Genomic DNA, 26,242 nt, shown 5'->3' on the forward strand with positions numbered 1-26,242 from the left:
GGGCGAGTACACCCTCCGCCCGGCGCCCCCACTCGACGCGCCCCACCCGGCGCCTTCCGCCCGGTGCCTTCCGCCCGGTGCGCCCAGGCCGACGGCTCCCTCCGTCCGCCCCACCGCGACCCCCTCCGGTCGCCCCGGGTCCCGTCCATGGCGCAAGGTGCCCCCACCCGGCCTCCTCAGGACAAGGCCCCGGCAACCCGCCCTCGGGAGAGGCCGGGCAACCCGGCCGCTTGGAACAGGGCTTCCCTCTCCTCACGACACAGCAGCCGCCTTGTGGCAGGCCGCTCGACGACGTGCGTCGATTGCCAAACGGAGGCAACCTCCGTATTGTGGTGTACACAAAACGGAGGGCATCTCCGAATAGTGGGGAGTCCTCCCATACCCCGGAGGCAGGCGATCGTGACCGTGGAAGAGACACGTCTGAGGCTGGGCCGGTTCGGTGTCTGGCTGGCCCCGCCCACTCTGCTGAGGACCCCCGTCGGCGTGCAACGTGAGCAGTTCGCCCGCGTCGAACGGCTCGGCTACGGCTCACTGTGGAGCGGCGAACCCCCGGCGACCTCCCTCGGCACCGGACGTGAGGTGTTCACCCAGCACGCCGTGATGCTGGCCGCGACCGACCGGATCGTCGTCGGAACGGGGGTGGCGAACATCCGGATGCGCGAGCCCCTCGCCGCACACGGCGGCGCCGCCACCCTCGCCGAGGCCTACCCCGGGCGGTTCGTCCTCGGTCTCGGCGGGCACGGCGGTGACCGCCCGCTGGGAGAGCTACAGGCCTATCTAGAGGCGATGGCGACCGCGGCGACGACGCTGCTCCCGGAGATCGGCTATCCCCTCGTGCTGGCCGCCCTGGGGCCCCGGGCGCACCGGCTCGCCGCCGACCACGCCGACGGAGCGCACCCGTTCATGCAGCCGGTCGAGCACACCGCGATCGCGCGCGAGCGGCTGGGGCCCGGCAAACTGCTGATCCCTCACCAGGCGGTCATCCTCGACACCGACCCGGTCTCCGCCAGGGCGCGGATGCGCGCCCTGACCCCCGCCCGGTTCCGTGACGTCGAGACCCCCTACACCGTCAACTTCAGGCGCCTGGGCTACGGGGACGACGACCTCGCGGGTGAACGCAGTGACCGGCTCATCGACGCCATCCTGGGCTGGGGGGACGAGAAGACCGTCGCCGGCAGGCTCGGCGCCCACCTGGAGGCGGGCGCCGACCACGTCCTCGTGCATCCCCTGGCGGACGACCTGGTCTCCGCCGTCGACCAACTCGAACGCCTCGCCCCTTTCCTGACAGCCCCGCAGGATCCGCACGCCCGAGGCATATGACCGACCGGTCGCGCCCGTGCGGCCACCGGTTCGAAACCGGTGGAACCGCTCCTCGGCAAGGAGAAGACGATCTCGGTCAGCCGCACGCCGCCGCGCCCGGCTGACGGCTCAGACGATCGGGGGACGGCCCAGGCGGAGCATGCGCCAGGCGGTCTTCCAGCCCATCGGACGGCGCTCGCCCGCGGGCTCGCGCATCCCCTCGGTGAAGCCGGTGAACCAGGCGCGCAGCGCCGGACGGGAACGTTCTCTGAGCAGGGTGAGAACGATCCAGTTGAGGAGGTAGAAAGCCGCCAGCGGCCAGGGGAGGTTGCGCCGGGCCAGCCAGACGCGGTTCCTGGCGTTGAGGCGGTAGAAGTCCGCATGACGGGTCGGCGGGACCTGCGGGTGGTACATGACCGTCTGGGCGTCGTACTCGATCCGGTAGCCCTCGCCGAGCAGCCGCCAGGCCAGGTCGGTCTCCTCGTGGGCGTAGAAGAAACGCTCGGGGAGGCCGCCGACCTGGAGGAAGGCCGACCGGCGGATGGCGCAGGCGCCACCGAGGAAGGTGGTGACCGGTGAGGACCGCTCGGGGTCGCCCGCGCGCAGGCGCGGGACGTGACGGCGCTGACCGACACCGCCCTCGGGATCCATCACGCGGAAGGAGACGACCGCCAGGTCGGGCTCGGTCGAGAAGCGCTCACGAAGGTGGGAGATGACGTTGCTCTCGCCGTACCAGCCGTCGTCGTCCAGGAAGAGGACGACGTCGCCGGAGCACTCCTCGACGCCGCGGTTGCGACCGGCCGGGATGCCGGTGTTGTGGCTGAGCCGGACGGTCCTGATCGAGGCCGCCGATCCCGCGGGCACGGTGACCGGCAGCTCGGGCACGTCCGCGCCGTTGCCGACGATGACGATCTCGACATCGCCGTCGACCTGGTTGACGGCCGACTCGACGGCCCGGGCCAGCTCAGGGACCCGGTTACCCATGGTGAGGATGACGCACGAGATCTTCAACGCGTCATCGCCTTGACGCGTCGAGAGCACGTGCGGGGCATACTTTCATGATCACCGAGTCTGCTGGGTGGGGCGATTCTGGCTTCAGTACAACTTCCTGATTTACCGGGAAATAAGCGTATCGGAACCTCCGGCGAACACCCACCAAACAGTGGGACGTCCGCACCTACGACGCACCGAAACGCCATCCGGTTCCTCACGAAAGCCGCCTGGAGGCCAGAATGCTCACCAGGTGCAGAGCGGTCTGCAGCACGGCGACCACCACGCAGGCGACCATGAGCACCCGCGTCGCGGCCAGACCGCCGCTGAGGGCGTCCCACAGGGCCACGAGCACCACGATGAGGGACAGCTCGACCGCCTGGACGAGCCGGTGGAACTTCAGCGCCGCCGCGGCCCTGCGGGCCATGCCCAGGCCCCGCGAACGGAACTGCTCCGCCGAGCTCTCCGTCGCCGCGATCAGCCCGGAGCGGGCACGCGCCACGTCGACCAGGTCGGTCTCGGCCTTGATCAGGATGGCGCCGAGCGCGGCGGCGAAGCCCAGCACGGTGTACCAGTCGGGCAGGACCTCCGAGGCCCTGAAGCCAAGACCGATGAGCAGGGCGGCCTCGGCGAAGTAGTGCCCGACCCGGTCCAGGTAGACACCGGTGATCGAGGTACGGCCCGTCCACCGGGCCAGTTCCCCGTCGGAGCAGTCGAGCAGCAGGTAGAGCTGGATGAGCAGGGCCGCGCCCACCGCGGCCCAGAACCCCGGCACCGTGAGCACCACGCCCGCCAGCAGTCCGGAAAGGATCATCAGCCAGGTGGTCTGGTTGGGGGTGATCGGCGTCTTGGCGAGGAACCAGGTGACGTAGATCGACAGCTTGCGCATGTACAGCGAGCCCGCCCAGTGCTCGCCGCTGTTGCGACCCATGGTCGACTGCGGCTGGGCGACCGCGCGGAACTCAGCGACCGACGGCCCGGACATAGTCCCCCACCCGCTCGCGAATCTCCGGCTCGGACAGGCGCAGGTGCTCCAGGATCGTGTAACGTCCCGGACGCGTCGAGGGCGCCAGCATGACGGCCTCGGTGAACTGCTCCTCGGTCAGTCCGGCGTCGCCGGGGGTGACCGGAAGCTCGTGCCCGCGCAGGCACTCGACGACCTGGGTCAGTCTCCGCGAGTCCTCGCGGAGGAAGAAGCAGAAGGCGGCACCGATTCCGGCGAGTTCGCCGTGGTTCGAGGTGCCGGGGAAAAGCTGATCCACGGCATGCAGGATCTCATGGTCTCCGCCGCTCGAAGGACGGGATGACCCGGCGATGACCATCGCCATCCCCGACATGATGAGCGCCTCGGCCAGCACGGTGAGGAAGGCGTCGGACTCGATGGAGTCGTTCCTGCCGATCACCGCCTCGGCCGAGGTGCGGGCCATCGCGCAGGCCAGACCGTCGATCGGCTCGCCCCGCTCGGTGTTGCCGAGCTGCCAGTCCTCGATCGCCGACAGGTTGCTCACCACGTCGCCGACCCCGGAACGGACCAGGGAGTCGGGCGCGTCGTGCACGAAGTCGAGATCGACCACGATGGCCAGCGGCATGGGCACACCGAAGGAGCCCTTGCCGCCGTCGTGGGTCAGCGACGCGACCGGCGAGCAGATGCCGTCGTGCGACAGGTTGGTCGCCACCGCGACCATGGGGATCCCGGCGAGCGACGCGGCGTACTTGGTCGCGTCGATCGTCTTGCCTCCGCCGATGCCGACCACCGCCTCGTAGGCGCCCTTGCGCAGGTCGGCGCCGAGCGAGACCGCGGCGTCGACGGAGCCGTTCGCCACCCGGAAGACCTGGGCCTCACCGAGTGAGGGGGCGATGACCGAGGCGATCCGGTCGCCCTGCCCCACTCCGACGGCCACCGCGACCCGCCCCGAGGTCGCCACCCTGCTGTCGGCCAGCAGCGTGCCGAGCTGGGCGACCGCGCCCCGCCGTACCTCCATGGTCAGCGGGGCGGGCAGCATCCTGGCTAGTATCGGCACGCGATCTCCCGGGCCCTCGCGAGGTCGTCGTGGTTGTCCACCTCGACCCACGGGACGTCCCCGATCGGGGCTACGGCGATCTTCTCGCCGCGGGTGACCATCTCCTGATAGCCGTCCTCGTAGTACAGCTGCGGGTCGCGCTCGAAGGTGGCCCTGAGGGCGTCGGCGAGCCGCTCCGCGGCACCGGGACGGATCAGCGTCGCGCCGATGTACTCACCGGCCGCGGCGGCCGGGTCCATCAGCTTGGTGATCAGCTTGAGGTGACCGTCGTCGTCGAGGGTGACCTTCATCTCCTCGTCGGCGAGCTTCTTGACGTTGTCGACCGCGAGCAGGATGTCGCCGGTCACCGGCGCGGAAAGCAGCGTCTCCTCGACGGAGGCCGGGTGCACGGTGTCGCCGTTGACCAGGAGCACACCCTGGTCGAAATGGTCACGGGCGCACCACAGGGAGTAGGCGTTGTTCCACTCCTCGGCCTTGTCGTTGTGCACGAGGGTGAGCTTCACGCCGTGCCGCCGCTCCAGCTCGGCCTTGCGCTCGTGTACGGCCTGCGCCTGGTATCCGACGACGACCACGACGTCACGGAGGTCGGCCGCGGCGAGGTTCCGCAGCGAGATGTCCATGATCGTGGTATCACCGTCGACCGGCACGAGCGCCTTGGGCAGCGTGTCGGTGTACGGCCGCAGGCGTCGTCCGGCCCCGGCGGCCAGCACCATTCCCAGCAACGTGCACTCCTCATCCAAGTGAGCCCCTCGACGGGCACTCCTGGTCCCAAAGGTTAGTTGCCTTCAGGCCTTGATCGTGTAATCGGAGGTTTGCCGGGTGTTCTCAGTCAAGCGTCTCCAGGCCGGCCGAGCCCGCCTTCGAGCGGGGTACGGCCAGCCAGCAGGTAACGCTCTCCCACCCGAACAGACCCCACAGATACAGCGCAAGCAGGGCGAACACCAGCGTGACCTGCCCGGTCAGCCCGCCGAGCGCGACCAGCAGCATCCGGCCGTCCCAGCCGAGCCCGAAGGTCGCCAGCCACTGCGGCGGATAGACGCGTTGCCGCAGACGATAGACAAGATCATAGTGGTGGAAGGCCATCGCGCCGAGCAGGGTGAAGATCAACCAGGGCGGCACGTCGTGGGCGAACCCGACCGAGGCCACGAAGCCGTACTCGGTCAGGCGCAGGATCGGCGGCACCAGCCAGTCGAGGCGGCCGTCGTGCGGGTGCGAGCTGCCGGGGCCCGCCAGCAGCAGCGCGACGGCGGGGGCCAGGACGGCCAGCCCGTCGGTGCCCGCGACCCCGACCAGCAGCAGCACCCCGGTCACGAACGTGCCGACCAGCACGGGCGGCAGCGGCGGCAACTGCCCGACGACCAGCGCGCCCATCCCCCGCGACAGCACCCCGTCGTCGCGGTAGGCGACCACGTTGCCGCGCGGCACCGGCGTCATGTGAACGGTGACCATGGCTCCCCTCTCACCTGCTCATCGACCTGGCGACCCGGCCGGAAAGCGTGTAGAGCATGGCGACGCAGCCCCACCCCAGCAGCGCGAGGAACGTCACCCGCGCGTCGAAGAGCGCCGCGGTCACCGCGATCAACGCCATCCGCTCCCCGATCGGCAGCACGATGATCTTCTTCAGCCAGCGGGTGAGGGAGTCCTGCTCCAGGCGGTGCGAGAGCCGTACGACCGCGTTGCCCCGCCGTGCGGGCGGCTCCTGAGGCACCTGAGACGCCGGGGGCGCTGGAGGCACCGGCGGCTCGGCGGGCGTCGCGACCGGTCCGTACGGATCGCGCCCCCGCCGCCGGGGCCCCTCGGCGGCCACGGCCACGTCGCTCCTGGCGGCCGGCGAACCCGCGGCCCCCGCCCAGGCGTGGCCCGCCCGCTCGGCGTCCGCCCTGGCGCCCACGTAGGAGAAGTCGACCGTGTGCCGCAGCGTCTGCAGGATCAGCGCCCCCACGGTCAGCGGCCAGATGCCCTCCCCCTGGTAGCCGAGGGCGAGTCCCAGATAGACGACGTACTCCTTGACCCGGTCGAAGGTGGCGTCGAGCCAGGCGCCGAGCGGGGAGAACAGCCGGGTGTAGCGGGCGAGCTGGCCGTCGACGCAGTCGAGCACGAACGACAGGTAGACCAGCACGGCCCCGGTCACCAGCGCGGGACGGGTGCCCGCGGAGAACCAGACGGCGGCCAGTACGGCCAGGCCGACCGAGACACCGGTGACCGCGTTCGGCCGCAGGCCCAGCAGCGCCGCGACCCTGACCACGTGTCCGGACCACGAGCTGACGAAGAAGGTGGCGAAGAAGCCGTCGTCGCTCTTGATCGCCGCGTCCAGCCGGGCCTCGGACTCGTCCACCTCGCTCAGCCGCCGCAGGGCCGCGTTCGCCTCCTCCTGCGTCGTCACCCGGTCGCAGCGCAGCCGTCCGAGCCCGACGGCCCGCACCGCGACACCGGAGCGCAGCAGGCCGGACAGCAGCAGTTCGCCCGCCTCCGCGCCGTCCGTCGTGCCGAGGCCACCGGCCTCCGCCAGGTCGGCCAGCGTCTCCGCGGTCGCCGCCAGGGTCCGCACGTCGTCGGCGCCCACCTGGAAGGCACCGTGGAAGGCGCCGTTCGGGCCCTCCACGTCGTGGAGGGAGGTCCCCGCCGCGGAGACCAGCCCCCTGTCGATCCTGACCGGCGGGGTTCCGTCCCCCCTGGTGACCAGGGCGCCGGTGTCGCGTCCCGGGCGTTCGAGCAGCAGCGCCAGCGCCTCGGTGTGGGCCACCAGGTTCCCGGCGAGCACCGCGACCGGTCCCGTGGCCGTACGGGCGACGCCCGCGACCCTGCGCAGGTCGTCCGCCAGGCCGCCGGACCCCTCCGAGCCGATCATGTAGGCGCCGCCGGGCGCGCGGATGACGTCGCCTGAGCGGGTGACCACGTGCACGTCCCCGGTGGGCAGCCCGGAGAGCTGGGCGGTCAGCCGGTCGAGCAGAGTGCCGCCCTGCCCGCGCAGTCCCGCGGCGTCCGTCGTGGCGAGCACGACGGTGGCCGTCCGGGCGGCGGGAACGGGTGTGGAGCCGTCGGATGGAATGTCTGGGGGGAGGCCCTCCGCGGGGAGGGAGGCATCGGGATCGGGCAAGAAGAGCTCCTTCGTATCCGACGGCTTCGCCGTACGAATCGGGGAGTGCGCACTCAGGGTAGCGAGATCTTGACCGCATAGCACGGGACCGCGGGCCGGGATCGGACGGTCAACCGTTACGCTCGCCGTATCCAGACCGTTGGAGGAGTCAGACCTTGACCGTTCTTGAACCACGCCCGCACACCGTCGGGGTTCTCCTGGCCGGCGGGGTCGGCAGGCGGGTCGGGCTCGACACCCCCAAACAGCTCGTCGAGATCGCGGGCAGGTCGATCATCGAGCACACGCTGACCGTGTTCCAGGACGCCCCGGAGATCGACGAGATCCTCGTGCTGATGACGCCCGGCTTCACCGAGGACGTGGAGCGCGTCGTCGCGGCGGGGGGGTTCACGAAGGTCAGCCGGGTCCTTGAGGGCGGCGCCAGCCGTACCGAGACCACCTGGCGGGCGCTGCGGGCCCTTGAAGAGCACGAAGAGCGCGAGTGCGACGTGCTGCTGCACGACGCCGTACGGCCGCTGCTCGAACCGCGCGTCATCACCGAGTGCGTCGAGGCGCTGCGGACCCACCGGGCCGTCGAGGTCGCGATCCCCACCTCCGACACGATCGTGGTCGTCGGGCGGGGACCGGACGGGGAGGTCGTCCGTGAGGTCCCGGACCGGGCGGCGCTGCGGCGCGTGCAGACCCCGCAGTGCTTCCGCCTGCCGGTGATCCGCGAGGCCTACGAGCGGGCGTTCGCCGATCCCGGCTTCGCCGACCGGCCGCCGACCGACGACTGCGGCGTCGTGCTGCGCTACCTGCCCGACGTGCCGATCCACGTCGTGCCCGGCAGTGAGCGCAACATGAAGGTCACCCACCCGGTCGACGTGTTCATCGCCGAGCGGCTGTTCCAGCTCGCCGCCGAGCGGGTGCCGGAGCAGCCGCCCGCCGCGTACGGCGCGGCGCTGAACGGCGGAACCGTGGTGGTCTTCGGCGAAGGCGAGAGCGAAGGCGAAGGGGACGGGGTGGGCGCGGCGGTGGCCGAGCTGGCCGGACGGCACGGCGCCGCGGTGTTCTCCTTCCCCTGGACGCTGGTGAGCGACCCGCGCTCCGTCGAGGAGGCCCTGGCACGCGTGGCCAAGGAGAGCGGCGGGATCGACCACGTCGTCGGCGTGGTCGAGGCGCCGGCCGCCGGTGACCTGGGCAGGACCGGCGCCGCCCAGCTCGGTCCCGTCGTCGTCGCCGACGCCGCCCTGCCCCACCTGCGTGAGCGACGGGGTCACCTGCTGTTCCACTCCGCCGTGCCGTACCCCGGGGCGGGGCACGCCCTGCGGTCGGCCGCGCGGGCCTCGGTGGTCGCCCTGACCCGGGCGCTGGCCGTGGAGTGGGCGGCCGAGGGCGTGCGCGTCAGCTGCCTGGCCCCAGAACCGGCGGGACCCCTGACGGCACCGGCGCCCGAGCCGTCGCGTGCGGACCTCGCCCGCACGGTGGTCGACGTCCTCGTCTCCGGGGTGAGCCGTACGGCCCGCTGAGACTCCGGGGCGAGCCGTACGGCCCGCCGGGAACCTCAGCCCTTGGCGGGCTTGACCAGGCTGCGCGGGCTCGTCAGGAAGCCCCACCCCCACGACATGTGCATGGTCATGTAGACCAGCGGCAGTCTGAGCAGGGCGGAGGTCGGCAGTCCGCTCCCGGTGAGCGCGGACCCGGCGAGGATCGCCGCGAGGTAGCCACCGGGCAGCAGCAGGCCGGGCCAGAAGAACGGCGAGACGACCAGCCCCAGGATGATGGCCAGCACCGCGGCGGGCGGCGCCAGGTAGCGCAGGTTGATCGTGCCCTCGTGGGTGCGGGCGACCACCCTGCGCCAGCGGCCGTAGTGGAAGTACTGCTTGGCCAGCGCCTTGACGTTCGGCCTCGGCCGGTAGGACACGCGCATCCTGGGCTGGAACCACACCAGGCCGCCCGTCTCGCGGATGCGGTGGTTCATCTCCCAGTCCTGCGCCCGCTGGAAGTGCTCGTCGTAGCCGCCGACGCGTTCGAGCGCCTCCCTGCGGAACACCCCGAGATAGACCGTGTCCGCGGGCCCGGCGGTTCCGCCGGTGTGGAACCTGGCCCCGCCGACGCCGATCTTGGAGGTCATGGCGCGGGCGACCGCCTGTTCGAAGGGCGTGACGCCCTCGGCCGCCATGACACCGCCGACGTTGTCGGCCCCGGTCTCCTCAAGGGTCTCGACCGCGACCTTGAGGTAGTCCTCGGGCAGCATGGCGTGGCCGTCGACCCGGGCGACGATGGCGTTGCGCGAGGCGGCGATGGCGGCGTTGAGGGCGTTGGGCGTGCGGCCCGTCGGGTTGGGGACCACGACCACCCGGGGGTCCTCCGCGGCGATCGCGTCCGCGACCTCCTGGGTGCGGTCCTTCGAGGGCCCGATCGCGAGCACGACCTCGATCGGGCCGTCGTAACGCTGCGACAGGACCTGGCGCACCGCCTCCCGCAGATGGCGCTCCTCGTTCAGCACCGGGATGACGATGGAGATGGGCGGCCAGACACGTGTCTCGGGAGACGACGCCGGCGCGGGCGAGTCGGGGAACTGCTTCATGGCGTCGCTCACGCTACTGTACGGACGGGTACCTCATCGACCCAGCAAGCCTAGGGGGCCACGCATGCGCGAGTCGGGAGAAGAGGACTCGGGGGTGCGGGTGGGCGGCGACGCCTACGGCAAGGTCCGAGTCGCCCCCCGGCGTGAGCGCAGGCCCGCCCGGGGTGCCCGGTCACGGCGGCGCGGCCTCATCCTGGCCGGCGCGCTCTCCTGCCTGGTCCTCGGCGGTTCCGGGACGACCTGGGCGTTCACCAACTACGTGGGCAGCCAGATCAAGTCGGTCGACGCGGGGGTGCCCGGCTCGCAGGCCACCGGCGCGATGAACATCCTGGTCGTCGGCGTGGACAAGCGCGACAACCTCACCCGCAAGCAGCAGAACGAGCTCAAGCTCGGCCGGGAGAGCGGGCAGCGCACCGACACCATGATGGTCCTGCACCTGTCGGAGGACCACACCCGCGTCACCGTGGTGAGCCTGCCCCGTGACACCTGGACGACGATCCCCGGCCAGGGCATGCGCAAGATCAACGCGGCCTACCAGCTCGGCGGGCCCAAGCTGGCCGTACGGACGGTGCAGAACGTCACCGGGCTGACCATCAACCACTACGTCGAGGTCAACGTGCTGGGCTTCATCCAGGTCGTCGACTCCCTGGGCGGCGTGGACGTCTGCACCCCCGTGGCCATCGACGACCCGAAGACCGGGCTGCAGCTCCAGGCGGGCAACTACTCCCTCGACGGCGCCAAGGCCCTGTCCTACGCCCGGACCCGGGCCACCGCCCGCTCCGACCTGGACCGCATCGACCGGCAGCAGCAGGTCATCTCGGCCCTGCTGCAGCGGGCGCTGAGCGGCGGCACGCTGGCCAATCCCGTCAGGCTCAGCGCGTTCGTCAACAGCACCCTCGGCACGCTCAGTGTCGACGACGCGCTCCGCAGGGACCTGCTCGGCCTGGCCGAACAGCTCAAGAACGTCTCGACCGACGACGTCTCCTTCGCGACGGTCCCGCTCGCCGACGTCGACTACAAGACGCCGACCGGTGAGTCGGCCGTGCTGTGGGACAAGGAGGCCGCGGCCGAGATGTTCCGCAGGATCGCCGCGGACGACCCGCTCACCAAGCCCGCCAAGCCCACGAACAGCCCCTCGGCGACCCCCTCCGTGAAACCTTCCGTAACCCCTTCTGCGAAGCCGTCCGCGAAGCCGTCGGCGACCCCGCTGACCGTGCCGCCGTCGCGGATCGCCGTCAAGGTGCTCAACGGAACCCTGATCAGGGGCCTGGGCGCGCGCACCAGGAACGACCTGATCAAGGCCGGGTTCCGGGTGCCGCAGCCCGCCGGGGACACCCGCGAGCGTGACCACGACAAGACCCTCATCCGGTACGGCCCCGGCCGCGAGGACTCCGCGCGCACCCTGGCCGCCGCGCTGCCGGGGGCCGAGGTGCGCGTGGTCGACGACCTCGGCGACCGGATCGAGGTGGTCGTCGGCCAGAAGTACCCGGGAGCCAGGAAGGTCACCGTCACGGCCCCCTCGGCGACCCCGGCTCCGACCCCGAGCCCCTCGGCGAGCACGCTTCCCGAGGCGAAGACCGCGACCGAGAACATCTGCAGGAAGTGAGTCCGGCTCCTCCCGGGGCAGGGACCCGGTGAGGAGGTGATGGCCATGACGGTTCTTGAGGTCCGCAGATGGCGCAGGGGTCCCTGTGTCGTGGTCCACGCCGCGGGGGAACTGGACATGTCGGTCGCGCCGCGTCTCGACACGGAGATCGGCCGTGCCCTCGGCATGGTCGAACATCCCTGCCTGGTGCTCGATCTGACCGAGATCTCGTTCTGCGACTCGGTCGGCCTCGGTGTCCTGGTCGGCGCGCTCACCCGTGCCAGGGACGCCCAGGGCCGCCTCATCCTGGTCGTACGGCCCGGCATGGTCGCCCGCCTGCTGACCATGACCAATCTCGACAGGTACATCGAGACCCGGGGCAGCCTGCGGGAGGCTCTGTCCGTCGCCTGACCCCCGCGCGCCCGCGCGGGGGTCACGTACAACAGGGCGCGCGCCCGCGCGGGGGTAACGATCAGGGCACGCGGTAACCCGGCCGAGGGCCCAGGCACGTCGCCTAGACGTGGATTTGCTACGGCACGACGTCCAGGCCGCCACCGAACGGCGCATGGCCAGGATGATCGTCTACGCCAGGGCGGGCACCACGGCGTTCCTGCTCGTCCCGCTGGTCTCGTGGGACCGGCTCGCCCTTCCCTGGGCGGCGGCCTGCGTGGCGCTCCTGGCCGCCGTCGAGGCCGTGTGGTTCACGGCCAGGGCCTGGCACGGCACCCTGCACGACCCGCCGCTCGTCTGGGCCGACGTCCTGGTGAGCCTGGTCGTGATGACGATCGGCTCACGCGCCGCTCTCCCCCACGAACGCAACGTCGTCCTGACGGCCCTGCTGCCCTTCTGCCTTGCCACCTCGGCGGTGCTGGGCTTCGGGTTCGGCTGGAGCCGCAGGGCCGTGGCGGCGGTGGCCGTACTGGCCGTGGCGTGGACCGCCTCCATCTATCCCAACCTCACCCAGAAGCTGCTGTCCGACCTGCTGGGCTTCACGCTGTGGTTCCTGATCGCGGTACTGATCGGCAGGGAGCTGCGTGACCTGGCGGGCCAGACGGTGCTGGCGCAGCGACTGGCCGAGGAACGCCAGGAGCTCATCGCCGAGTACAAACGCCGCCAGGAGACGGCGCGCCAGCGCGAGTCGGCGCACCGGGCCATCCACGACGACCTGCTGCCGATCGTCGAACGGGTCGCGGGCAGCCCGTCCCTCGATCCGCCGACCGCCCGTGCCGCCCGCAGGGCCGCCCAGCGGGCCAGGCGGTTCATCACCGACGAGCACGCGACGGCGTTCGCCGACCTGATGGCCGAGGTGGCCGAGAGCGCCGCCGACCTGGGACTTGAGCTCACCCACGTGCTGCGCGTCCACCACGACCCTCCCCCCGAGGTCGGCGCGGCGCTCGCCTCCGCCGCCCGTGAGGCGCTGAACAACGTGGCCAGGCACGCGGGCAACCCGGACGGCGTGCACCTGTACGCCGAGGCGCACGACGACGGTGTGACCGTCGTCGTGCGCGACCGGGGCCGCGGCCTGCCCGAGAGCCCCGTACGGCGGGGCGGCGGGATGTCGCGCAGCTTCGCCGCCGTCGAACGGCACGGCGGGAGCTGGACGATCGAGTGCCCCCCTGGCGGCGGCGCCAAGGTCGTCCTGCGCTGGCCCGGGGACCGGGGGTGAGCCGGGCACGGGTCGGGATCGTCGACGACCATCCGATCGTGTCCTACCCGCTGGCCGACGCCCTGCGCCGCGCCGGGCACACGGTGCTCGAACCGGTGACCGCCGTGGAGTCCCTGCCTGAGGGCGGCCCGGGGGACGTCGCCGTCTGTGACCACTCGCTTCCCGAGGGCCGTTCGGGCGCGGAGGCCGTCGCCCACCTGACCTCAAGGGGCTGGCGGGTGCTGGCCACCTCCGGGGTCGCGGGCCGTGCCCAGGTGCTCGACGTGGTCGCCGCCGGGGCCTGGGGATACGTGGAGAAGCGCTTCACCACCCACGCGGAGTACGTCCACGCCGTCGGCCTGGTCAGCGCGGGCCGTCACCACGTCTCCCCGCTGCTGGCCGCCCTCCTGCTCGACGACGCGGCGGCCCGCCCGCTGGGCGCGGGCGACCTGTCGGCCAGGCAGCGTACGGCGTTGCGCGCGCTGGCCGAGGGCGACGGCCACGAGGAGGTCCTCGCCGCCTTGGGAAACCTCTCGGGAAACGTCTCGGGGCCCGTCTCGGAGACCGTCTCGGGGACCGGTGAGGCAGAGCTTGAGGCCGCGCTCGCGGGGGCGTTCGCCCTGACGGCCCGCCGCCGCAGGATCAACCGCCTCTCCCCCCGTGAGCTGGACGTGGTCGCCGTCGTCGGCTGCCGGGGCCTGGGTCTGAAGGAGACCGCCAGGGAGCTGGGGATCAGGCCGGGTACCGTCGCCGACCACCTGGAGGCGGCCAAACGGAAGTACCTGGCCTCCCACCCCGGGGAGAAGGATCTCTCCCCCCGTGCCGCGGCGCTGCGCTGGGCGATGGAGCTGCGCCTGTGCTGATCCTCCCGTCCCCCCTCCCCCGGTGGCATCCCCATGTTTGGGGATGGCGGCCCAAGGAGCGGCCATCCCAAAATCCCCTTGGGGGTCCGCCCTTTCCGTCAGGAGCACACCATGCGCACACGCGTCATCACGTCCACCCTCGCCGGTGCCGCACTGATCGCCGCGACACTCCCCACGACCGCCCACGCGGGCACGGCCACCGGCCGGTCGAGCACGGCCGTCAGTTACAGCGTCGTCATCTCGGGCACCGTCAGCGGCAGGAGTTTCCGGCGTTCGGCCACGCTCGTCCTGCGCAGCACCGTCACCCGGGTCACCACGAACGGGACCAACCCGGTCGACGTCTGCCTGAAGTCGGGCTTCCCCGCCGGAGTCCCGCAGGTCGGCGCCATCTGGTACGGCAGCAACTCGGCCTGTTTCGGCGGCACCGCGGCCCTCGACATGGCCTATGTCAGGACCAGCGGGAACACCGCGACCGTCTCCCCCGACAGCCGGATCAGCGCCTCGGGCTCGAACAACTTCACCGCGACCGGCACCCTCACCAGCTGCGTCTACTTCCCGACGGAGGGCGGCGCCTCCTACACCTTCCGCAACGACGGCACCGTCTCCGGACGGATCTCGATACGTGGCTTCGGGGGCTACCCCTGTGGCTACTCCACCTACACCGCGAACCTGTCCGGCCGCCGCTGAGACCGGCGATCTTCCCCTCCCCGAGGGGAAGATCCGCCCGGGTCCGGGTAAACCGCCGTCGCGTCTGCTCACCTGCCCGGCATCGCCGGGTTACTTGTTCCTCAACTCGTTGTCACAGGCCTCAGTCAGCTTGGAATCGTAGGTCATCCCTCCGACCCGAGGAGACCCATGTTCCGACGACTCGGCCTCTTCGTCACGACCGCACTCGTGGCGGCGCTGACGGCCACCCCCGCCGCCCCCGCCGCTGCCGCCGTACGGCCGGTGAGCGTCGTCGCCCATCGCGGGGCGTCGGCGTACGCGCCGGAGAACACCGTCACGGCCTTCGAACTGGCGCGTGAGCAGCGCGCCGACCTGTTCGAGCTCGACGTCCAGGAGAGCAGGGACCACGAACTCGTCGTGGTGCACGACACCACCCTGAACCGCACCACCGACGTCGAGCGGATCTTCCCCGGCCGGTCGCCGTGGCGGGTCGGGGACTTCACGCTGGCGGAGATCCGCAGGCTGGACGCGGGCTCGTGGTTCGCCGCGAAGTACCGGGACGAGCGGGTGCCCACCCTGGGTGAGGCGCTGCGCGCGATGGACGGCAGCGGCCTCGGCCTGTTGCTTGAGATCAAGGCGCCCAGCCTGTATCCGGGCGTCGAGGAGCGCGTCGCCGACGAGCTCCGCCGCCATCCGGCCTGGCTGGCCCCGGGACGGCTCGTCGTGCAGTCGTTCGACTGGGACTCGATGCGGACGTTCCACCGGATCATGCCCCAGGTCCCGATCGGCCTGCTCGGCACGCCCCCGGCCTCCCGGCTCGACGATCTGTCCAGGTTCGCCCGTCAGATCAATCCGACGTACGGCGATCTCACCCCCGGCTACGTCAGGAACGTCCACGACCACCGCATGGAGGTGTTCACCTGGACCGTCGACGACCGGGAGGCCATGCGCCGGGTGATCTCCCAGGGGGTCGACGGCGTCATCACCAACCGGCCCGACGTGCTGCGCGAGGTGGTCTCCCGCGCCCAGCGCCGGGCCGTACCCCAGCTCAGGCGGCGTGGGGCCGCGCCCGGAGCGTCGCGAACAGCACGGCCAGCGTCGTGACGGAGGTCACGCAGATCGCCAGCGTCATGGACAGCGCGCTTGCGCCCGCCAGGGAGACCAGCGGCGGCACCACGGCGCCGAGCAGGAACTGCAGCACGCCCAGCATCGCCGAGGCCGTCCCGGCCCGTTCGCCGTGCGGCGTCATGGCCAGCGCGTTGGCGTTCGGCGTGGACATGCCGACACTCGCGACCGCCAGGAACAGGCCGGGCAGCAGGCCGTAGAGGCCCCAGCCCGCCAGCACCCCGGCGAGGGCGGCCACCGCCCCGACCAGACCGACGACGAGTCCCGAGCCCAGCATCCGGCGGGCGCCGTACCGGCCGACCAGGAGACCGTTGACGTTGCCGCCGAGGACGATGCCGACGGAGTTGACCGCGAAGATCGCCGAGAAGGTCTGCGCGGTCACCCCGTAGCCCTCCTGCAGCACGAACGGGCTGAGCGTGATGTAGAGGAAGAGCGAGCAGCCCGCCAGCGCCAGCAGCATCGCGTAGCCGACGAAGACCCGGTCGCGCACGAGCACCGTGAACTGCCGTCCCGTCTCGCGCAGCCCGCCGGTGTGCCGCGCCTGCTTCTCCAGCGTCTCCGGCAGGGTGAGCCCGGCCAGGAACAGCAGCACACCGATGACGGCGAGCGCGACGAACATGCCCCGCCAGTCGGTGAAGCGGGCGAGCTGGCCACCGGCGAGCGGGGCGACCACCGGCGCCAGGCCGCCGACCAGCATGAGCAGCGAGAACACCTTCGCCGCCTCGTCGCCGTCGAACAGGTCGCGGACCATCGCCCTGGCGATGACCAGCCCGGCCGCCCCGGCCAGTCCCTGGACCAGGCGGAAGCCGATCAGCGACCAGATCCCGGGGGCGAGCGCGCACAGCACCGACGCCACCGCGTACGTCGCGACCCCCAGCAGGAGCGGGCGGCGGCGTCCGATCCGGTCGCTGATGGGACCGGCCAGGAGCTGGCCGAGCGCCAGCCCGACCATGCACATCGACATGGTCATCTGGGCCAGGGCGTCGGTGGTCCGCAGTGCCCTGCCGAGCTCGGGCAGGACCGGCAGGTAGAGGTCCATCGACAGCGGGCCGAAGGCCGAGAGGGCGCCGAGCGTGACCAGCACCCGTACCCGCCGGAGCCCGGACAGCGCGGCGGGCCGTGCGGCGACCGTCATCGCGTCCGCCCGTCCTGGTGCCGTCCGTCCTGGCCGGGGGTGCCGACGTTCATGGATCTCCTTCTCGCGGGGTTCCGGTCCGTGCGGGAGCCGGCGGGGCGCTCGGGTCAGAACCAGTATCACGACGCCGATTTCCCTGATTCCCACCGGGTCCGGTCGTATACGACTTTTGCTGTGATGTCCTACATAGTGGGACCGTACGACTCGACGCGGGAGGGACATGTCGTGGCACGGGAACTGAGACTGGACGAGGCACGCGCGATGGCCGAGGCCGCGCTGGCCCGCGCCGCCCAGGAGGACCTGCGGGTCAGCGTCGCGGTGGTCGACGCCCTCGGCCGGGACGTCCTCGTCGTCCGCGGTGACGGCGCCACCTGGTTCACCCCCGAGGTCGCCCGTTGCAAGGCCCGTACGGCCGCCGCCTTCCGCCGCGACAGCGCCGACCTGGCCGGGCTCAGGGAGAACTACCCCGAGGTGTTCGACCTGGCGGGCGACCAGTTGCCCTTCCGCCCGACCACCCTGGCCGGTGGTCTCCTCCTCGAACACGACGGCGATCCCGTCGGCGCCATAGGCGTGAGCGGCGCCACCCCCGCCCAGGATGTCCTGTGCGCCGAGGCAGGTGTGATCGCCTTCCCCACCCGCTGACGCGGGAGAGACCCGTGTTCGGATCGATGGTGCGTTTCACGTGCGAGGACCAGGCGGGCGCCGACGGTTCGACCGGTTGACCGCCCGGACCGTGGCGAAGGTCCGGGAGAGCGAACCCGACACGCTGATCTACACCACGCACACGGTCGAGGGGCGGCCGCTCCGGCGGATCTTCCACGAGCCGTACCGTGACCGCGCCGCCTTCGAGGCGCACCGCGAGCTTGAGCACGTCAAGCGTTTCACGGCCCGCTGTGACGACCTGTCGGTCTCCTTCGAGGTCGACTTCCTCAACCTGCGGGAGAGCGGGACGACGGCCTGAGCCGTTTCCCGGCGCCGAGGAGATCCGCCCACACCTCCCGGGTTCACCGGTGAGGTGATGAGCCCTCCGCCGCGACCGGCAGGGGCGTGGAGTCGGCCGACGGCCGAGGGTCGGCCAGGTCATGGGCGGAACGGATCAGCCAGACCATGCCCAGTGCGTCGACGACCGTCAGGGCGTCGCGGACGGCCTCCCCTCCCACGAGCAGCCCGGCCAGCGGCCAGAGAACGGGCAGCAGCAGGGAGGCGATGCCGTACCGGACGGTGGCCGTCCGCCAGCGGCCGTCCATCCACTGCGCCCGCAGCACCAGCACCGTCCAGACCAGGGTCGCCAGGGCGCAGATCAGGTTCAGCTGACCGGGCGTGTCCCTGCCGAGGAGGGCGAGCACCTCGGAGACGGCGACGCCCCCGTACGCCAGGACGCCCACGGCCCCCGTGCGGTCGGCGCCCTTCACGCCGCGTGTCAGCACCGGCCGGAACAGCAGCACGACCACCACCATCAGCAGGGAGTCGAGCACCGTCACCCACCAGGGCCACGACGGCACGGCGAAGTAGAGCAACCAGGTCGCCGCGGACGCGTACAACGCCGCCCTCAGCCGCCGTTCGTCCCGGTCCAGGGTGGGCGACGGCCCCGCCAGCGGCCCGCGAAGACACTGCCACAGCGCCCAGGCCCACAGCGCTCCGGCCAGGACCAGGACGATCACGTTCGGCCACGTCACCGCCGCGCCCGCGCCCGCCTCGGTGAACACCGTCAGCCACCACAGCACACCGAGATCACCGGTGACCCACGCGGCCCCGGCGGCGACCACCACCGCGACGAGGTAGACGCCCATGACGAGCAGGGCGGGAACACCGAAACGATGACGACGTAACATGCGGCTCTTCCCGGGGTCAAGATCGAAGGGGGTCAAGATCGAAGGCCCCACCCTAGCGAGTCGCCACCCCGAGACCGACCACGCGCTCTCCCCGACGGCCCCGCCCGTGCCCGTCACCGTGAAACGCCTCGGCCGATCAGCCGACCGGCGACCAGGGCCGGTATTCCACGGAACGGGAAACACCCTCCGGCCGGGTCCGCCGCCTTCTTCCACATCCCCTTTTATATGGAAATAAGCAGACAAATACACGACGACACAACCACTGCGCCATTCTGACCGGCCAGGACACAATTCAATGCCCACCCGATTCACAACACACACCGCCTTGACGAAGCGCGGCAAAAACATACTGTTATTACAGCCGCTCTCTTTAATTGACCACTCTCCAAATCAAGTTCGAGTGGTTCCAAAACCAGAACGGCGCTACGGGAGGCATTATGGTGAAGATCAGATGGGTCGCGGGGGCGGTGCTCACAGCCGGACTCGTGATTCCGACCGCCAACGCGGTCGCGGTCAGCTCCTACGGCGGCGGCGCCCACGCCTGGGCGCCCGCGCAGGGCAACCCGGGGAAGATCGCGGTCAAGGACAACAGCGACGACGGTGACCCGGTCAAGGCCGAGTACTACCGGCAGAGCAGCCCGGGGACCAAGCGGACCCTCTGGAACCACAGCGGCTACAGAAGAACCGTCTACTCCGGGAGCGGCTCGAAGATCATCAAGCTTCGCGCCATCGACGAGAACAACCACGCCCCCGACGACGTCGGGCCCTGGGTCTCCCCCTGACCCGAAGTCCATCACCTGGCCGGGCCGGCACCGTCGACCCGGCCTTCGTCCTGACACCCGGAACCGACGGCGGGAGGCAAGTGCGTTCCCATGGCGTACCGCGGAGCCGTACGAGCCCCGGAGACCTGGGGTCCGGTCCCGTGACGGGCCGGTGGGCGCTTCTGGCCGCCTCGTGCGTGCTGGCCGTGGTCATGTCGGCCATGGTTCTCGCGGTCGCGACGTACGAGGGGCGCGCGGCCAGGGACCGGGCGCGCGGCCCGGTCATCGCCGAGACGGCACGGGACGCCGTCGCCTGGTGGGCGTCGAGATTCGACGCGGTGGGGGGCCTGCAGCACAGCGTGGTGTTCGTGGAACCGCTGGACGCCTCGGCGCCGCCGCCTCCCGGGCTGACCCGGTGGCCCGCGCCGGGAGAGGCGATGCTCTCCCCGGAACTGCTGAGACGCGGGGCCACGGAGGAGGTCCGGACCCGCTACGGGCGCTTCGGCGGGCTCATCGGGCCGGAGGGGCTCCTGTCACCCTCGGAGCGGCTCGCCTACGTTCGCCCGCCCACTTCCCCGAACGCGGTGGAACGCGAATCATGGTTGCCGATCACCGGGTTCGGACGGCCCTTCCCGCTGGTCGAGACGCTGGACCAGCGTGACCTGTCCGAGGTGCTGCTCGCGCTCGGGACGTTCACGCTGGTGCCCGCCCTGGCGCTCATGACGGTCGCCGCCCGACGCGCCCCGCGAACCGGGAACCGTACCGGACCACGGTGGCGCCCGCGGACCCGATCGCGTCGGAGCGAGCGGGCCGGACCACGGTGGCGCCGGGCGTTGACGGGGCTCGGCGAGGAGGTTCCGCCGCTCGTGATCGGCAGCGTGGCGGGAGGTCTCGTGCTCGTCCTGGCCGCGTGCGTCGACCTGCCCGTGCCGGCCACCGGCTACGTGCTGAACTCCGCCGACGTCCGCGCCGCCTGGCCTCTCGGCTGCGCGGCGATCCTCACGAGCCTCACCACCGGGCTCGTCCTCGTGGCCGCCCCGCGCCGGACGGAGCAAAAGACCTCCAAGGTGGAGGCGGACCACGAGACGGCACAGAAAGGAGACCGAGAGGCGGAAAGGGGTCCCGGCGCCCCGCCGTACTCCGTTCCGAAACGGCGCCTCGTGGCATGTGCTCTCGCGGCCGGGACCGTCGCCCTCAGCCAGTACTTCCCTCCGGCCGGGAAACTGATCGCCTTCGCCGTGGGCACGGCCGGCATGTGGGCCCTGCTGCCCTCGGCGGCCACCGCGCTCACCGTGTCCGGGGGCCGCGAACTCGCCAGGCGCGGCGCGGACTCGGGGCGCCCCGGACTCCTCACCGGCGGACTGCGGCTCGCGGCGCGGCCCGCCCCGTTCGTGCGCCTGTTCACGGCGTTGGTCGTCCTGCTGGGGGTCCTGACCCTCATCCAGATCTGGGAGGGACGGATCGGAGACACGGCGAGAGCGGCCCTGACGACGGAGCGGCGCATCGGCGACACCCTCCTGGTCGTGCGTACGGCGGGGCACCCGGACTTGGAGAGGTTCTCCTGGGCCCTTCCCCGCACGTCGGCGCTCGCGGTGCTGACGATCGGTGAGGACGGCAGGCTCGCGACGCTCGTCGGGCCGTGCCGGACGCTCCGGATGCTGAAACTGCCGTGCGCCGGCGCGCTGGTCCCCGGGAACCACGAGGACGACAGGCTGAAGGAGCTCCGGAGCTGGTACGGCATCCGGACGCTGACCGGCCAGGTCGGCCGGGGCCGTACCGAACGGACCAGGAACCTGGTCGTGGTCGTCAGCGACACCAGGGGGCAGTACCCACGGGTCGCCCGCGCGGCCTACGCGACGCTGCCCGTGCTGGAGACCACGGCCCCGGGCGGTGGCTGGATCGACGGGGCGGTCCGGCGGACCGGGCTGGAGACGTGGCTGACACTGCTCGGCCTCGTGGGAGTGTTCGCGCTGCTCCAGGCCGCCTGGATCGGCTTCGCCGAAGACCGCGACGCCTCCGGGCCGGCCGCCTGGTGGCACCTGACGGTCCCCCTGCTCGCCATGACCGCCCTGGTGATCGTCATCACCGCCTGGCACGGCCTGTTCCTCGTCTCCATCACAGCAGGAGGCACCCTCCCCTGGCCCGTGCTGACCACGACGGCCGCGGCCTGCGCCCTCCTCGCGATCGCCCTGGGGCTCTTCCACCAGCGGAGCCGCGGCCCTGAATTCAGATGAGGTCGTCAAAGGCCGCCCTTCATGCGGCGATGGCCGGTTCGAAAGCCGCCTGCTTCAGGAAAGCGATCAGGCACCTGCTCCGAACCGTGAAAACCCCTCGGTCACAGTCACCCGGAACATGATCGTTCGATGATTTCTCCGGAGACCGGCGGTCATTCCTTCTTGGAATCCGTGGCGGTGGAATCGCCGTAAGGAAGCCCCTCGAACAGCGGCCAAAGCGGGCTGTTCTCGTCAATCTCGACGAGCTGGTCCTTGTCGATGACCTTAGCGTTCGACGTGTCGTCCTTCCCTGCCGGTGTGACCACCGATTGTCTCGCCTTCCCCGGATCGTCGCGGTCGGTCATATGGTCTCCGGTTGTGAGCAGCAATGCGGCGCCCAGAACGAACATCTGCCGGTAGCGCCATGTCCGTTTCTTCTCCTCCGACGTGTCACGGGCCTGGCCGGTCACAACCCGGTGTCCTCCCAGTACGGGGTGTGCGTTTCGATGTCCTCCGGCACGTGAATCCGCCCGTTCGACAGGACAAGTGGCGCGATCTCAACGCTCTCGTGGAAGCGCAGGTAACCGACGAAGAATCCGGCGCCACCGGCATGTGCGTCAACCGAACACCGGCCAAGCCAGTCCAGCAATGTCCGGAGCCGGTAGAAGTCGTCGGGATGGAGTTCCTGGCGTACCGTCAGCGCCCAGCCGTCCGATCGCTCTCGCGCGACCAACTCGGCGACGAGCGCGCCCCCCACCCGCCGGGCAGCGCCCCGCTGCGCGAACACGGGCTCCGCCTCCCCGTTCTCCCATTCGCAATCGGGGTCATCGGGATCACCGAGCGGATAGGTTTCCACGTATCTGTCGGAGCCGATCGGCAGCCGCTCAGGCCGTGGCCCCTCCCCCACATGCCACCGCAGCTCGGCGAGCTCGTCGTCGGTCACGTCAGCGCGAATGTCCGCCGAAAGCACGAGTTCGTAGACGTCTCCCATCGGCACACCGTACCGCCACAACACCCAGAAAGATCGTTCTGTGAGGAGTTCACAGCTGTGGTCACCGATCTTCAACAGGGTTCGGAGACTTCCAAAAAAAGCCCTCCACGATATGACCGGATTCCATCAGCGGTTATCGTGTCAGGACCTGTTTGTGGTAGCTCTCAATGTCCCGGACCTCGACGGTGACCTGGGTGTTCAGTCCCGTCCCGGGCCTGAGGTGGTCGCACAGCGTCGCAAGGGTCAGATCTCCCAGACGAGCTTTGACCTCCGGATCGCGCCCGGGCAGGATCGCCAGATCTACGTGGACCATCGCCTCGGTGGCGGCGCCGCCACCGATGACCGCTTCGGCGATCGAACGAAAGCGTGTTTTGAAATCCGGCAGGGCACTGCCGATCAACTCGGCCGCGGCCGGATGAAGTACCGACGCGAATCCGCGCCGGTCGAACGCCTCAGCGAGGGATGCGGAGTACTCGACAACGATCTGTGGCATGCCACTCATTGTTGAAGCCGCCCGCACCATGACCAAGCCGGTTTCCCGGTCCGAAGACCGCATGTCGAAGAATGAAGGTTCGGTACCGGCCGGACAGAGTCTCGTGCACCCACACCCCGGAACATCTGGAGAGGCCGGATTCCTCGGACCCCCCGGGACGACCGTTCCGGTGACCTTGTCCATCGTGACGACCCCCGCTCCGTGAGACACGGGGCGCTCCCCGTTCCGTCCCCGCACCGCGTCTCACGGAACGGGGACGGAACAGAGCCTCATGGAGGCCACGAAGACCGGCGGACGGTTCTCAGCGACCTACTTCAGCAGTTGCCTGGCCATGACCAGGCGCTGGATCTGGTTGGTGCCCTCGTAGATCTGGGTGATCTTGGCGTCGCGCATCATGCGCTCCACCGGGTAGTCGCTGGTGTAGCCGTACCCGCCGAGGAGCTGGACCGCGTCGGTGGTGATCTCCATGGCCGCGTCGGAGGCGGCGCACTTGGCGGCGCTGGAGATGAAGGTGAGGTCCTTCTGCGGCTTGCCGTGCATGGCCAGTTCGGACTTGGCGGCGGCGGCGTAGGTGAGCTGCCTGGCCGCCTCCAGCTTCATCGCCATGTCAGCGATCATGAACTGGAGTCCCTGGAAGTCGGCGACGGGCCTGCCGAACTGCTTGCGCTCCTTGACGTAGCCGATCGCGTAGTCCAGCGCCCCCTGGGCGATGCCGAGCGCCTGGGCGGCGATCGTGACGCGGGTGTGGTCCAGGGTGGCCAGCGCGGTCTTGAAGCCGGTGCCCGGGGCGCCGATCATGCGGGAGGCCGGGATGCGGACGTCCTCAAGGATGACCTGACGGGTCGGGGAGGCCCGGATGCCGAGCTTGCGCTCCTTGGCCCCGAAGCTGACGCCCTCGTCCGACTTCTCCACGACGAAGGCGGAGATGCCCTTGGCGCCCACGCCCGGCTCGGTCACGGCCATCACCGTGTAGTACTCGGAGACCCCGGCGTTGGTGATCCACATCTTCGCGCCGTTGAGCACGTAGTGGTCGCCGTCGGCCACGGCTCGGGTCTTCATCGCCGCGGCGTCGCTGCCCGCCTCCGCCTCGGACAGGGCGTAGGAGAACATCGCCTCGCCCCGCGCGACCGGCGGCAGGTAACGCTGCTTGAGTTCCTCGGAGGCCGACAGCAGCAGCGGGACGGTGCCCAGCTTGTTGACCGCGGGGATCAGCGAGGACGAGGCGCACGCCCGCGCCACCTCCTCGATGACGACGACGGCCGCGAGCGCGTCCGCCCCGGCACCGCCGTACTCCTCCGGGACGTGTACGGCGTGCAGGTCGGCCGCGACGAGTGCCTTGTAGACGTCCCAGGGGAACTCTCCTGTCTCGTCGGCTTCGGCGGCCCGCGGAGCGATCTTCTCGTCGGCCAGGGCACGGACGGTCTCCCGGAGCATCTGGTGCTCTTCGGGCAGCTCGTAGAGAGGGAAGCTCATGGAGAAATACTAGGACGTCCAACAAAATATGGACCGCTCCAGGGTGGTAGATCAGTGCAGCTGGATGTTTGTGCAGGTGGCGTGAGAGTACAGACAAGTGGATGCCGCTACTCTGACGGCACAGAATCGGGCAGAAACCGAAAGGAACACCAGTGGCCTACCGCCTGACGATGGTGGGAACCGGATACCTGGGTGCGACGACGTCGGCATGCATGGCGGAGCTGGGCTTCGAAGTCCTCGGCGTCGACGTGGATGCGGAGAAGATCGCCCGCCTGCAGGCCGGGGACCTGCCTATCTACGAACCCGGCCTTCAGGAGATCCTCCGGCGCAATCTCGCCAACGGACGGCTGCGCTTCACCACCTCCTACGAGGAGGCCGCGGCCTTCGGGGATGTGCACTTCCTGTGCCTGGGCACCCCGCAGAAGCCCGGAGAGTATGGCGCGGACGTCTCCCATCTGGACGCCGCGGTCGAGTCGCTGGCACCGTTCCTGGAACGTGAGTGCCTGGTGGTCGGCAAGTCGACGGTCCCGGTCGGCACCGCGCAACGCCTGTCAGAGAAGCTCGCACGGCTCGCCCCCATCGGCTCCGGCGCCGAGCTGGCCTGGAACCCGGAGTTCCTGCGCGAGGGCTTCGCCGTGAAGGACACGCTGTATCCCGACCGGATCGTGCTCGGCGTCGCCTCGGAGAAGGCCGAGAAGGTCATGCGCGAGGTCTACGCCGCCATGCTCGAACGCCAGACCCCCCTGGTGATCACCGACTACCCCACCGCCGAGCTGGTCAAGGTCGCCGCCAACGCCTTCCTCGCGACCAAGATCTCCTTCGTCAACGCGATGGCCGAGGTCTGCGAGGCCGCCCACGCCGACGTCAAGCAGCTGTCGCTGGCACTGTCCTTCGACGACCGCATCGGCGGCAAGTTCCTCAACCCCGGCCTGGGCTTCGGCGGCGGCTGCCTGCCCAAGGACATCCGCGCCTTCATGGCCCGCGCCGGAGAGCTCGGCGCCGACCAGGCGCTGACCTTCCTGCGCGAGGTCGACGCGATCAACATGCGCCGCCGCGCCCGTATGGTCGACCTGGCCCGCGAGCTGACCGGCGGCTCCTTCCACGGGTGTACGGTGACCGTCCTCGGCGCCGCGTTCAAGCCGAACTCCGACGACATCCGCGACTCGCCCGCCCTCGACGTCGCCGTCACGATCAGCCGGCAGGGCGGCCAGGTCACCGTCTACGACCCGGCGGCCCAGGAGAACGCCCGCCGGGCACATCCCCAGCTCGCCTACGGCGAATCCGCCCTCGACGCCGCCCGCGACGCCCATGTCGTGCTGCTGCTGACCGAGTGGCAGGAGTTCATCGACCTCGACCCCGAGGCCCTGGGCTCCGTGGTCGCCAGGCGCAAGATCGTCGACGGCCGTAACGCCCTTGACGCCGAGGTCTGGCGCGAGGCCGGCTGGCACTACCGCGCCCTGGGGCGCCCCTGACACACGCGACGGCCC

Annotated in this window: 26 protein-coding genes; 13 read left to right on the forward strand and 13 right to left on the reverse strand. The window is 70.7% G+C overall.

Going from position 1 to position 26,242, the window contains the following annotated elements:
- The first annotated feature begins 405 nt into the window (after nt 1–405).
- Nucleotides 406–1,320: a TIGR03620 family F420-dependent LLM class oxidoreductase gene (locus tag ACFOYY_RS28020; protein ID WP_386193496.1), complete on the forward strand. Its 915-nt coding sequence runs from the start codon at nt 406–408 to the stop codon at nt 1,318–1,320.
- A gap of 108 nt (nt 1,321–1,428) precedes the next feature.
- Here ACFOYY_RS28020 and ACFOYY_RS28025 read toward each other — a convergent pair whose 3' ends face one another.
- The 6 genes from ACFOYY_RS28025 to ACFOYY_RS28050 form a co-directional block, all read right to left on the reverse strand.
- Nucleotides 1,429–2,310 (reverse strand): glycosyltransferase family 2 protein, encoded by an 882-nt coding sequence (locus ACFOYY_RS28025; protein WP_352009944.1) that lies wholly within the window; start codon nt 2,308–2,310, stop codon nt 1,429–1,431.
- 196 nt (nt 2,311–2,506) lie between these two features.
- Entirely contained in the window at nt 2,507–3,274 is a 768-nt protein-coding gene (locus tag ACFOYY_RS28030; protein ID WP_352009945.1) for a CDP-alcohol phosphatidyltransferase family protein, read from the reverse strand.
- The gene (locus ACFOYY_RS28035; protein ID WP_352010172.1) at nt 3,252–4,292 is read right to left on the reverse strand and encodes an iron-containing alcohol dehydrogenase family protein; all 1,041 of its coding nucleotides are present in this window, start codon (nt 4,290–4,292) and stop codon (nt 3,252–3,254) included. Before ACFOYY_RS28035 ends, ACFOYY_RS28030 begins: the two co-directional genes overlap by 23 nt.
- Nucleotides 4,293–4,297: 5 nt before the next feature.
- Nucleotides 4,298–5,032, reverse strand: coding sequence for a phosphocholine cytidylyltransferase family protein (locus tag ACFOYY_RS28040; protein WP_352009946.1), 735 nt, complete (start codon nt 5,030–5,032; stop codon nt 4,298–4,300).
- Between the two features lie 103 nt (nt 5,033–5,135).
- Nucleotides 5,136–5,759, reverse strand: coding sequence for a DUF5941 domain-containing protein (locus ACFOYY_RS28045; RefSeq protein WP_386193501.1), 624 nt, complete (start codon nt 5,757–5,759; stop codon nt 5,136–5,138).
- 10 nt (nt 5,760–5,769) lie between these two features.
- On the reverse strand, nt 5,770–7,407 hold the full coding sequence (locus ACFOYY_RS28050) for a CDP-alcohol phosphatidyltransferase family protein (RefSeq protein WP_386193504.1): 1,638 nt from the start codon (nt 7,405–7,407) through the stop codon (nt 5,770–5,772).
- 155 nt (nt 7,408–7,562) lie between these two features.
- Between ACFOYY_RS28050 and ACFOYY_RS28055 the strand changes: the two genes are divergently transcribed.
- Entirely contained in the window at nt 7,563–8,912 is a 1,350-nt protein-coding gene (locus ACFOYY_RS28055) for an SDR family oxidoreductase (RefSeq protein WP_386193506.1), read from the forward strand.
- 35 nt (nt 8,913–8,947) lie between these two features.
- On the opposite strand, the gene ACFOYY_RS28060 is transcribed toward ACFOYY_RS28055, so the two are convergent.
- The gene (locus tag ACFOYY_RS28060; protein WP_352010173.1) at nt 8,948–9,973 is read right to left on the reverse strand and encodes a glycosyltransferase family 2 protein; all 1,026 of its coding nucleotides are present in this window, start codon (nt 9,971–9,973) and stop codon (nt 8,948–8,950) included.
- Between the two features lie 64 nt (nt 9,974–10,037).
- Between ACFOYY_RS28060 and ACFOYY_RS28065 the strand changes: the two genes are divergently transcribed.
- The 6 genes from ACFOYY_RS28065 (at nt 10,038) to ACFOYY_RS28090 (ending at nt 15,836) form a co-directional block, all read left to right on the forward strand.
- On the forward strand, nt 10,038–11,579 hold the full coding sequence (locus ACFOYY_RS28065) for an LCP family glycopolymer transferase (RefSeq protein ID WP_386193510.1): 1,542 nt from the start codon (nt 10,038–10,040) through the stop codon (nt 11,577–11,579).
- Nucleotides 11,580–11,624: 45 nt separating this feature from the next.
- Nucleotides 11,625–11,969 (forward strand): STAS domain-containing protein, encoded by a 345-nt coding sequence (locus ACFOYY_RS28070; RefSeq protein ID WP_352009951.1) that lies wholly within the window; start codon nt 11,625–11,627, stop codon nt 11,967–11,969.
- Between the two features lie 109 nt (nt 11,970–12,078).
- Entirely contained in the window at nt 12,079–13,224 is a 1,146-nt protein-coding gene (locus tag ACFOYY_RS28075; RefSeq protein WP_352009952.1) for an ATP-binding protein, read from the forward strand.
- A complete protein-coding gene (locus tag ACFOYY_RS28080) occupies nt 13,221–14,066 on the forward strand; it encodes a response regulator (protein WP_386193514.1) in 846 nt (281 codons plus the stop codon). The genes ACFOYY_RS28075 and ACFOYY_RS28080 overlap by 4 nt, the downstream gene beginning before the upstream one ends.
- A gap of 111 nt (nt 14,067–14,177) precedes the next feature.
- Complete coding sequence (locus ACFOYY_RS28085) at nt 14,178–14,753, forward strand: hypothetical protein (protein ID WP_386193517.1); 576 nt, start codon at nt 14,178–14,180, stop codon at nt 14,751–14,753.
- A 168-nt stretch (nt 14,754–14,921) separates the two neighbouring features.
- Nucleotides 14,922–15,836 carry a glycerophosphodiester phosphodiesterase gene (locus ACFOYY_RS28090; RefSeq protein WP_386193520.1) on the forward strand — a complete coding sequence of 305 codons (915 nt, stop codon included), beginning with the start codon at nt 14,922–14,924 and terminating at the stop codon, nt 15,834–15,836.
- On the opposite strand, the gene ACFOYY_RS28095 is transcribed toward ACFOYY_RS28090, so the two are convergent.
- The gene (locus ACFOYY_RS28095) at nt 15,781–16,992 is read right to left on the reverse strand and encodes a multidrug effflux MFS transporter (protein ID WP_352009956.1); all 1,212 of its coding nucleotides are present in this window, start codon (nt 16,990–16,992) and stop codon (nt 15,781–15,783) included. The two genes, ACFOYY_RS28090 and ACFOYY_RS28095, sit on opposite strands and share 56 nt — an antisense overlap.
- Nucleotides 16,993–17,169: 177 nt before the next feature.
- On the opposite strand from ACFOYY_RS28095, the gene ACFOYY_RS28100 reads away from it, so the two are divergent.
- Together ACFOYY_RS28100 and ACFOYY_RS28105 are read left to right on the forward strand one after the other, a co-directional pair.
- Nucleotides 17,170–17,634 carry a GlcG/HbpS family heme-binding protein gene (locus ACFOYY_RS28100; protein WP_386193523.1) on the forward strand — a complete coding sequence of 155 codons (465 nt, stop codon included), beginning with the start codon at nt 17,170–17,172 and terminating at the stop codon, nt 17,632–17,634.
- A 76-nt stretch (nt 17,635–17,710) separates the two neighbouring features.
- Nucleotides 17,711–17,953, forward strand: a complete 243-nt coding sequence (locus ACFOYY_RS28105; protein ID WP_386193526.1) for a putative quinol monooxygenase — start codon at nt 17,711–17,713, stop codon at nt 17,951–17,953.
- Nucleotides 17,954–17,996: 43 nt separating this feature from the next.
- Here the strand turns inward: ACFOYY_RS28105 and ACFOYY_RS28110 are convergent, their stop codons facing one another.
- Nucleotides 17,997–18,824 (reverse strand): hypothetical protein, encoded by an 828-nt coding sequence (locus tag ACFOYY_RS28110; protein ID WP_386193528.1) that lies wholly within the window; start codon nt 18,822–18,824, stop codon nt 17,997–17,999.
- A gap of 437 nt (nt 18,825–19,261) precedes the next feature.
- On the opposite strand from ACFOYY_RS28110, the gene ACFOYY_RS28115 reads away from it, so the two are divergent.
- Nucleotides 19,262–19,606 carry a hypothetical protein gene (locus ACFOYY_RS28115; RefSeq protein ID WP_352009960.1) on the forward strand — a complete coding sequence of 115 codons (345 nt, stop codon included), beginning with the start codon at nt 19,262–19,264 and terminating at the stop codon, nt 19,604–19,606.
- Between the two features lie 140 nt (nt 19,607–19,746).
- The gene (locus ACFOYY_RS28120; protein WP_386193532.1) at nt 19,747–21,819 is read left to right on the forward strand and encodes a hypothetical protein; all 2,073 of its coding nucleotides are present in this window, start codon (nt 19,747–19,749) and stop codon (nt 21,817–21,819) included.
- Nucleotides 21,820–21,971: 152 nt separating this feature from the next.
- Here the strand turns inward: ACFOYY_RS28120 and ACFOYY_RS28125 are convergent, their stop codons facing one another.
- From ACFOYY_RS28125 to ACFOYY_RS28140, 4 genes are all read right to left on the reverse strand, one after another.
- The gene (locus tag ACFOYY_RS28125) at nt 21,972–22,268 is read right to left on the reverse strand and encodes a hypothetical protein (RefSeq protein ID WP_386193535.1); all 297 of its coding nucleotides are present in this window, start codon (nt 22,266–22,268) and stop codon (nt 21,972–21,974) included.
- Nucleotides 22,265–22,789: a hypothetical protein gene (locus ACFOYY_RS28130; protein WP_386193537.1), complete on the reverse strand. Its 525-nt coding sequence runs from the start codon at nt 22,787–22,789 to the stop codon at nt 22,265–22,267. Before ACFOYY_RS28130 ends, ACFOYY_RS28125 begins: the two co-directional genes overlap by 4 nt.
- Nucleotides 22,790–22,922: 133 nt before the next feature.
- Nucleotides 22,923–23,282 carry a 5-carboxymethyl-2-hydroxymuconate Delta-isomerase gene (locus tag ACFOYY_RS28135; RefSeq protein ID WP_386193540.1) on the reverse strand — a complete coding sequence of 120 codons (360 nt, stop codon included), beginning with the start codon at nt 23,280–23,282 and terminating at the stop codon, nt 22,923–22,925.
- A 309-nt stretch (nt 23,283–23,591) separates the two neighbouring features.
- Nucleotides 23,592–24,755 carry an acyl-CoA dehydrogenase family protein gene (locus tag ACFOYY_RS28140; protein WP_362772661.1) on the reverse strand — a complete coding sequence of 388 codons (1,164 nt, stop codon included), beginning with the start codon at nt 24,753–24,755 and terminating at the stop codon, nt 23,592–23,594.
- Between the two features lie 152 nt (nt 24,756–24,907).
- Between ACFOYY_RS28140 and ACFOYY_RS28145 the strand changes: the two genes are divergently transcribed.
- Entirely contained in the window at nt 24,908–26,227 is a 1,320-nt protein-coding gene (locus ACFOYY_RS28145) for a UDP-glucose dehydrogenase family protein (protein ID WP_352009966.1), read from the forward strand.
- The last annotated feature ends 15 nt before the right edge of the window (nt 26,228–26,242 follow it).

Source organism: Streptosporangium jomthongense, from assembly GCF_042650425.1.
In the GTDB taxonomy this organism is placed as follows: Bacteria; Actinomycetota; Actinomycetes; order Streptosporangiales; family Streptosporangiaceae; genus Streptosporangium.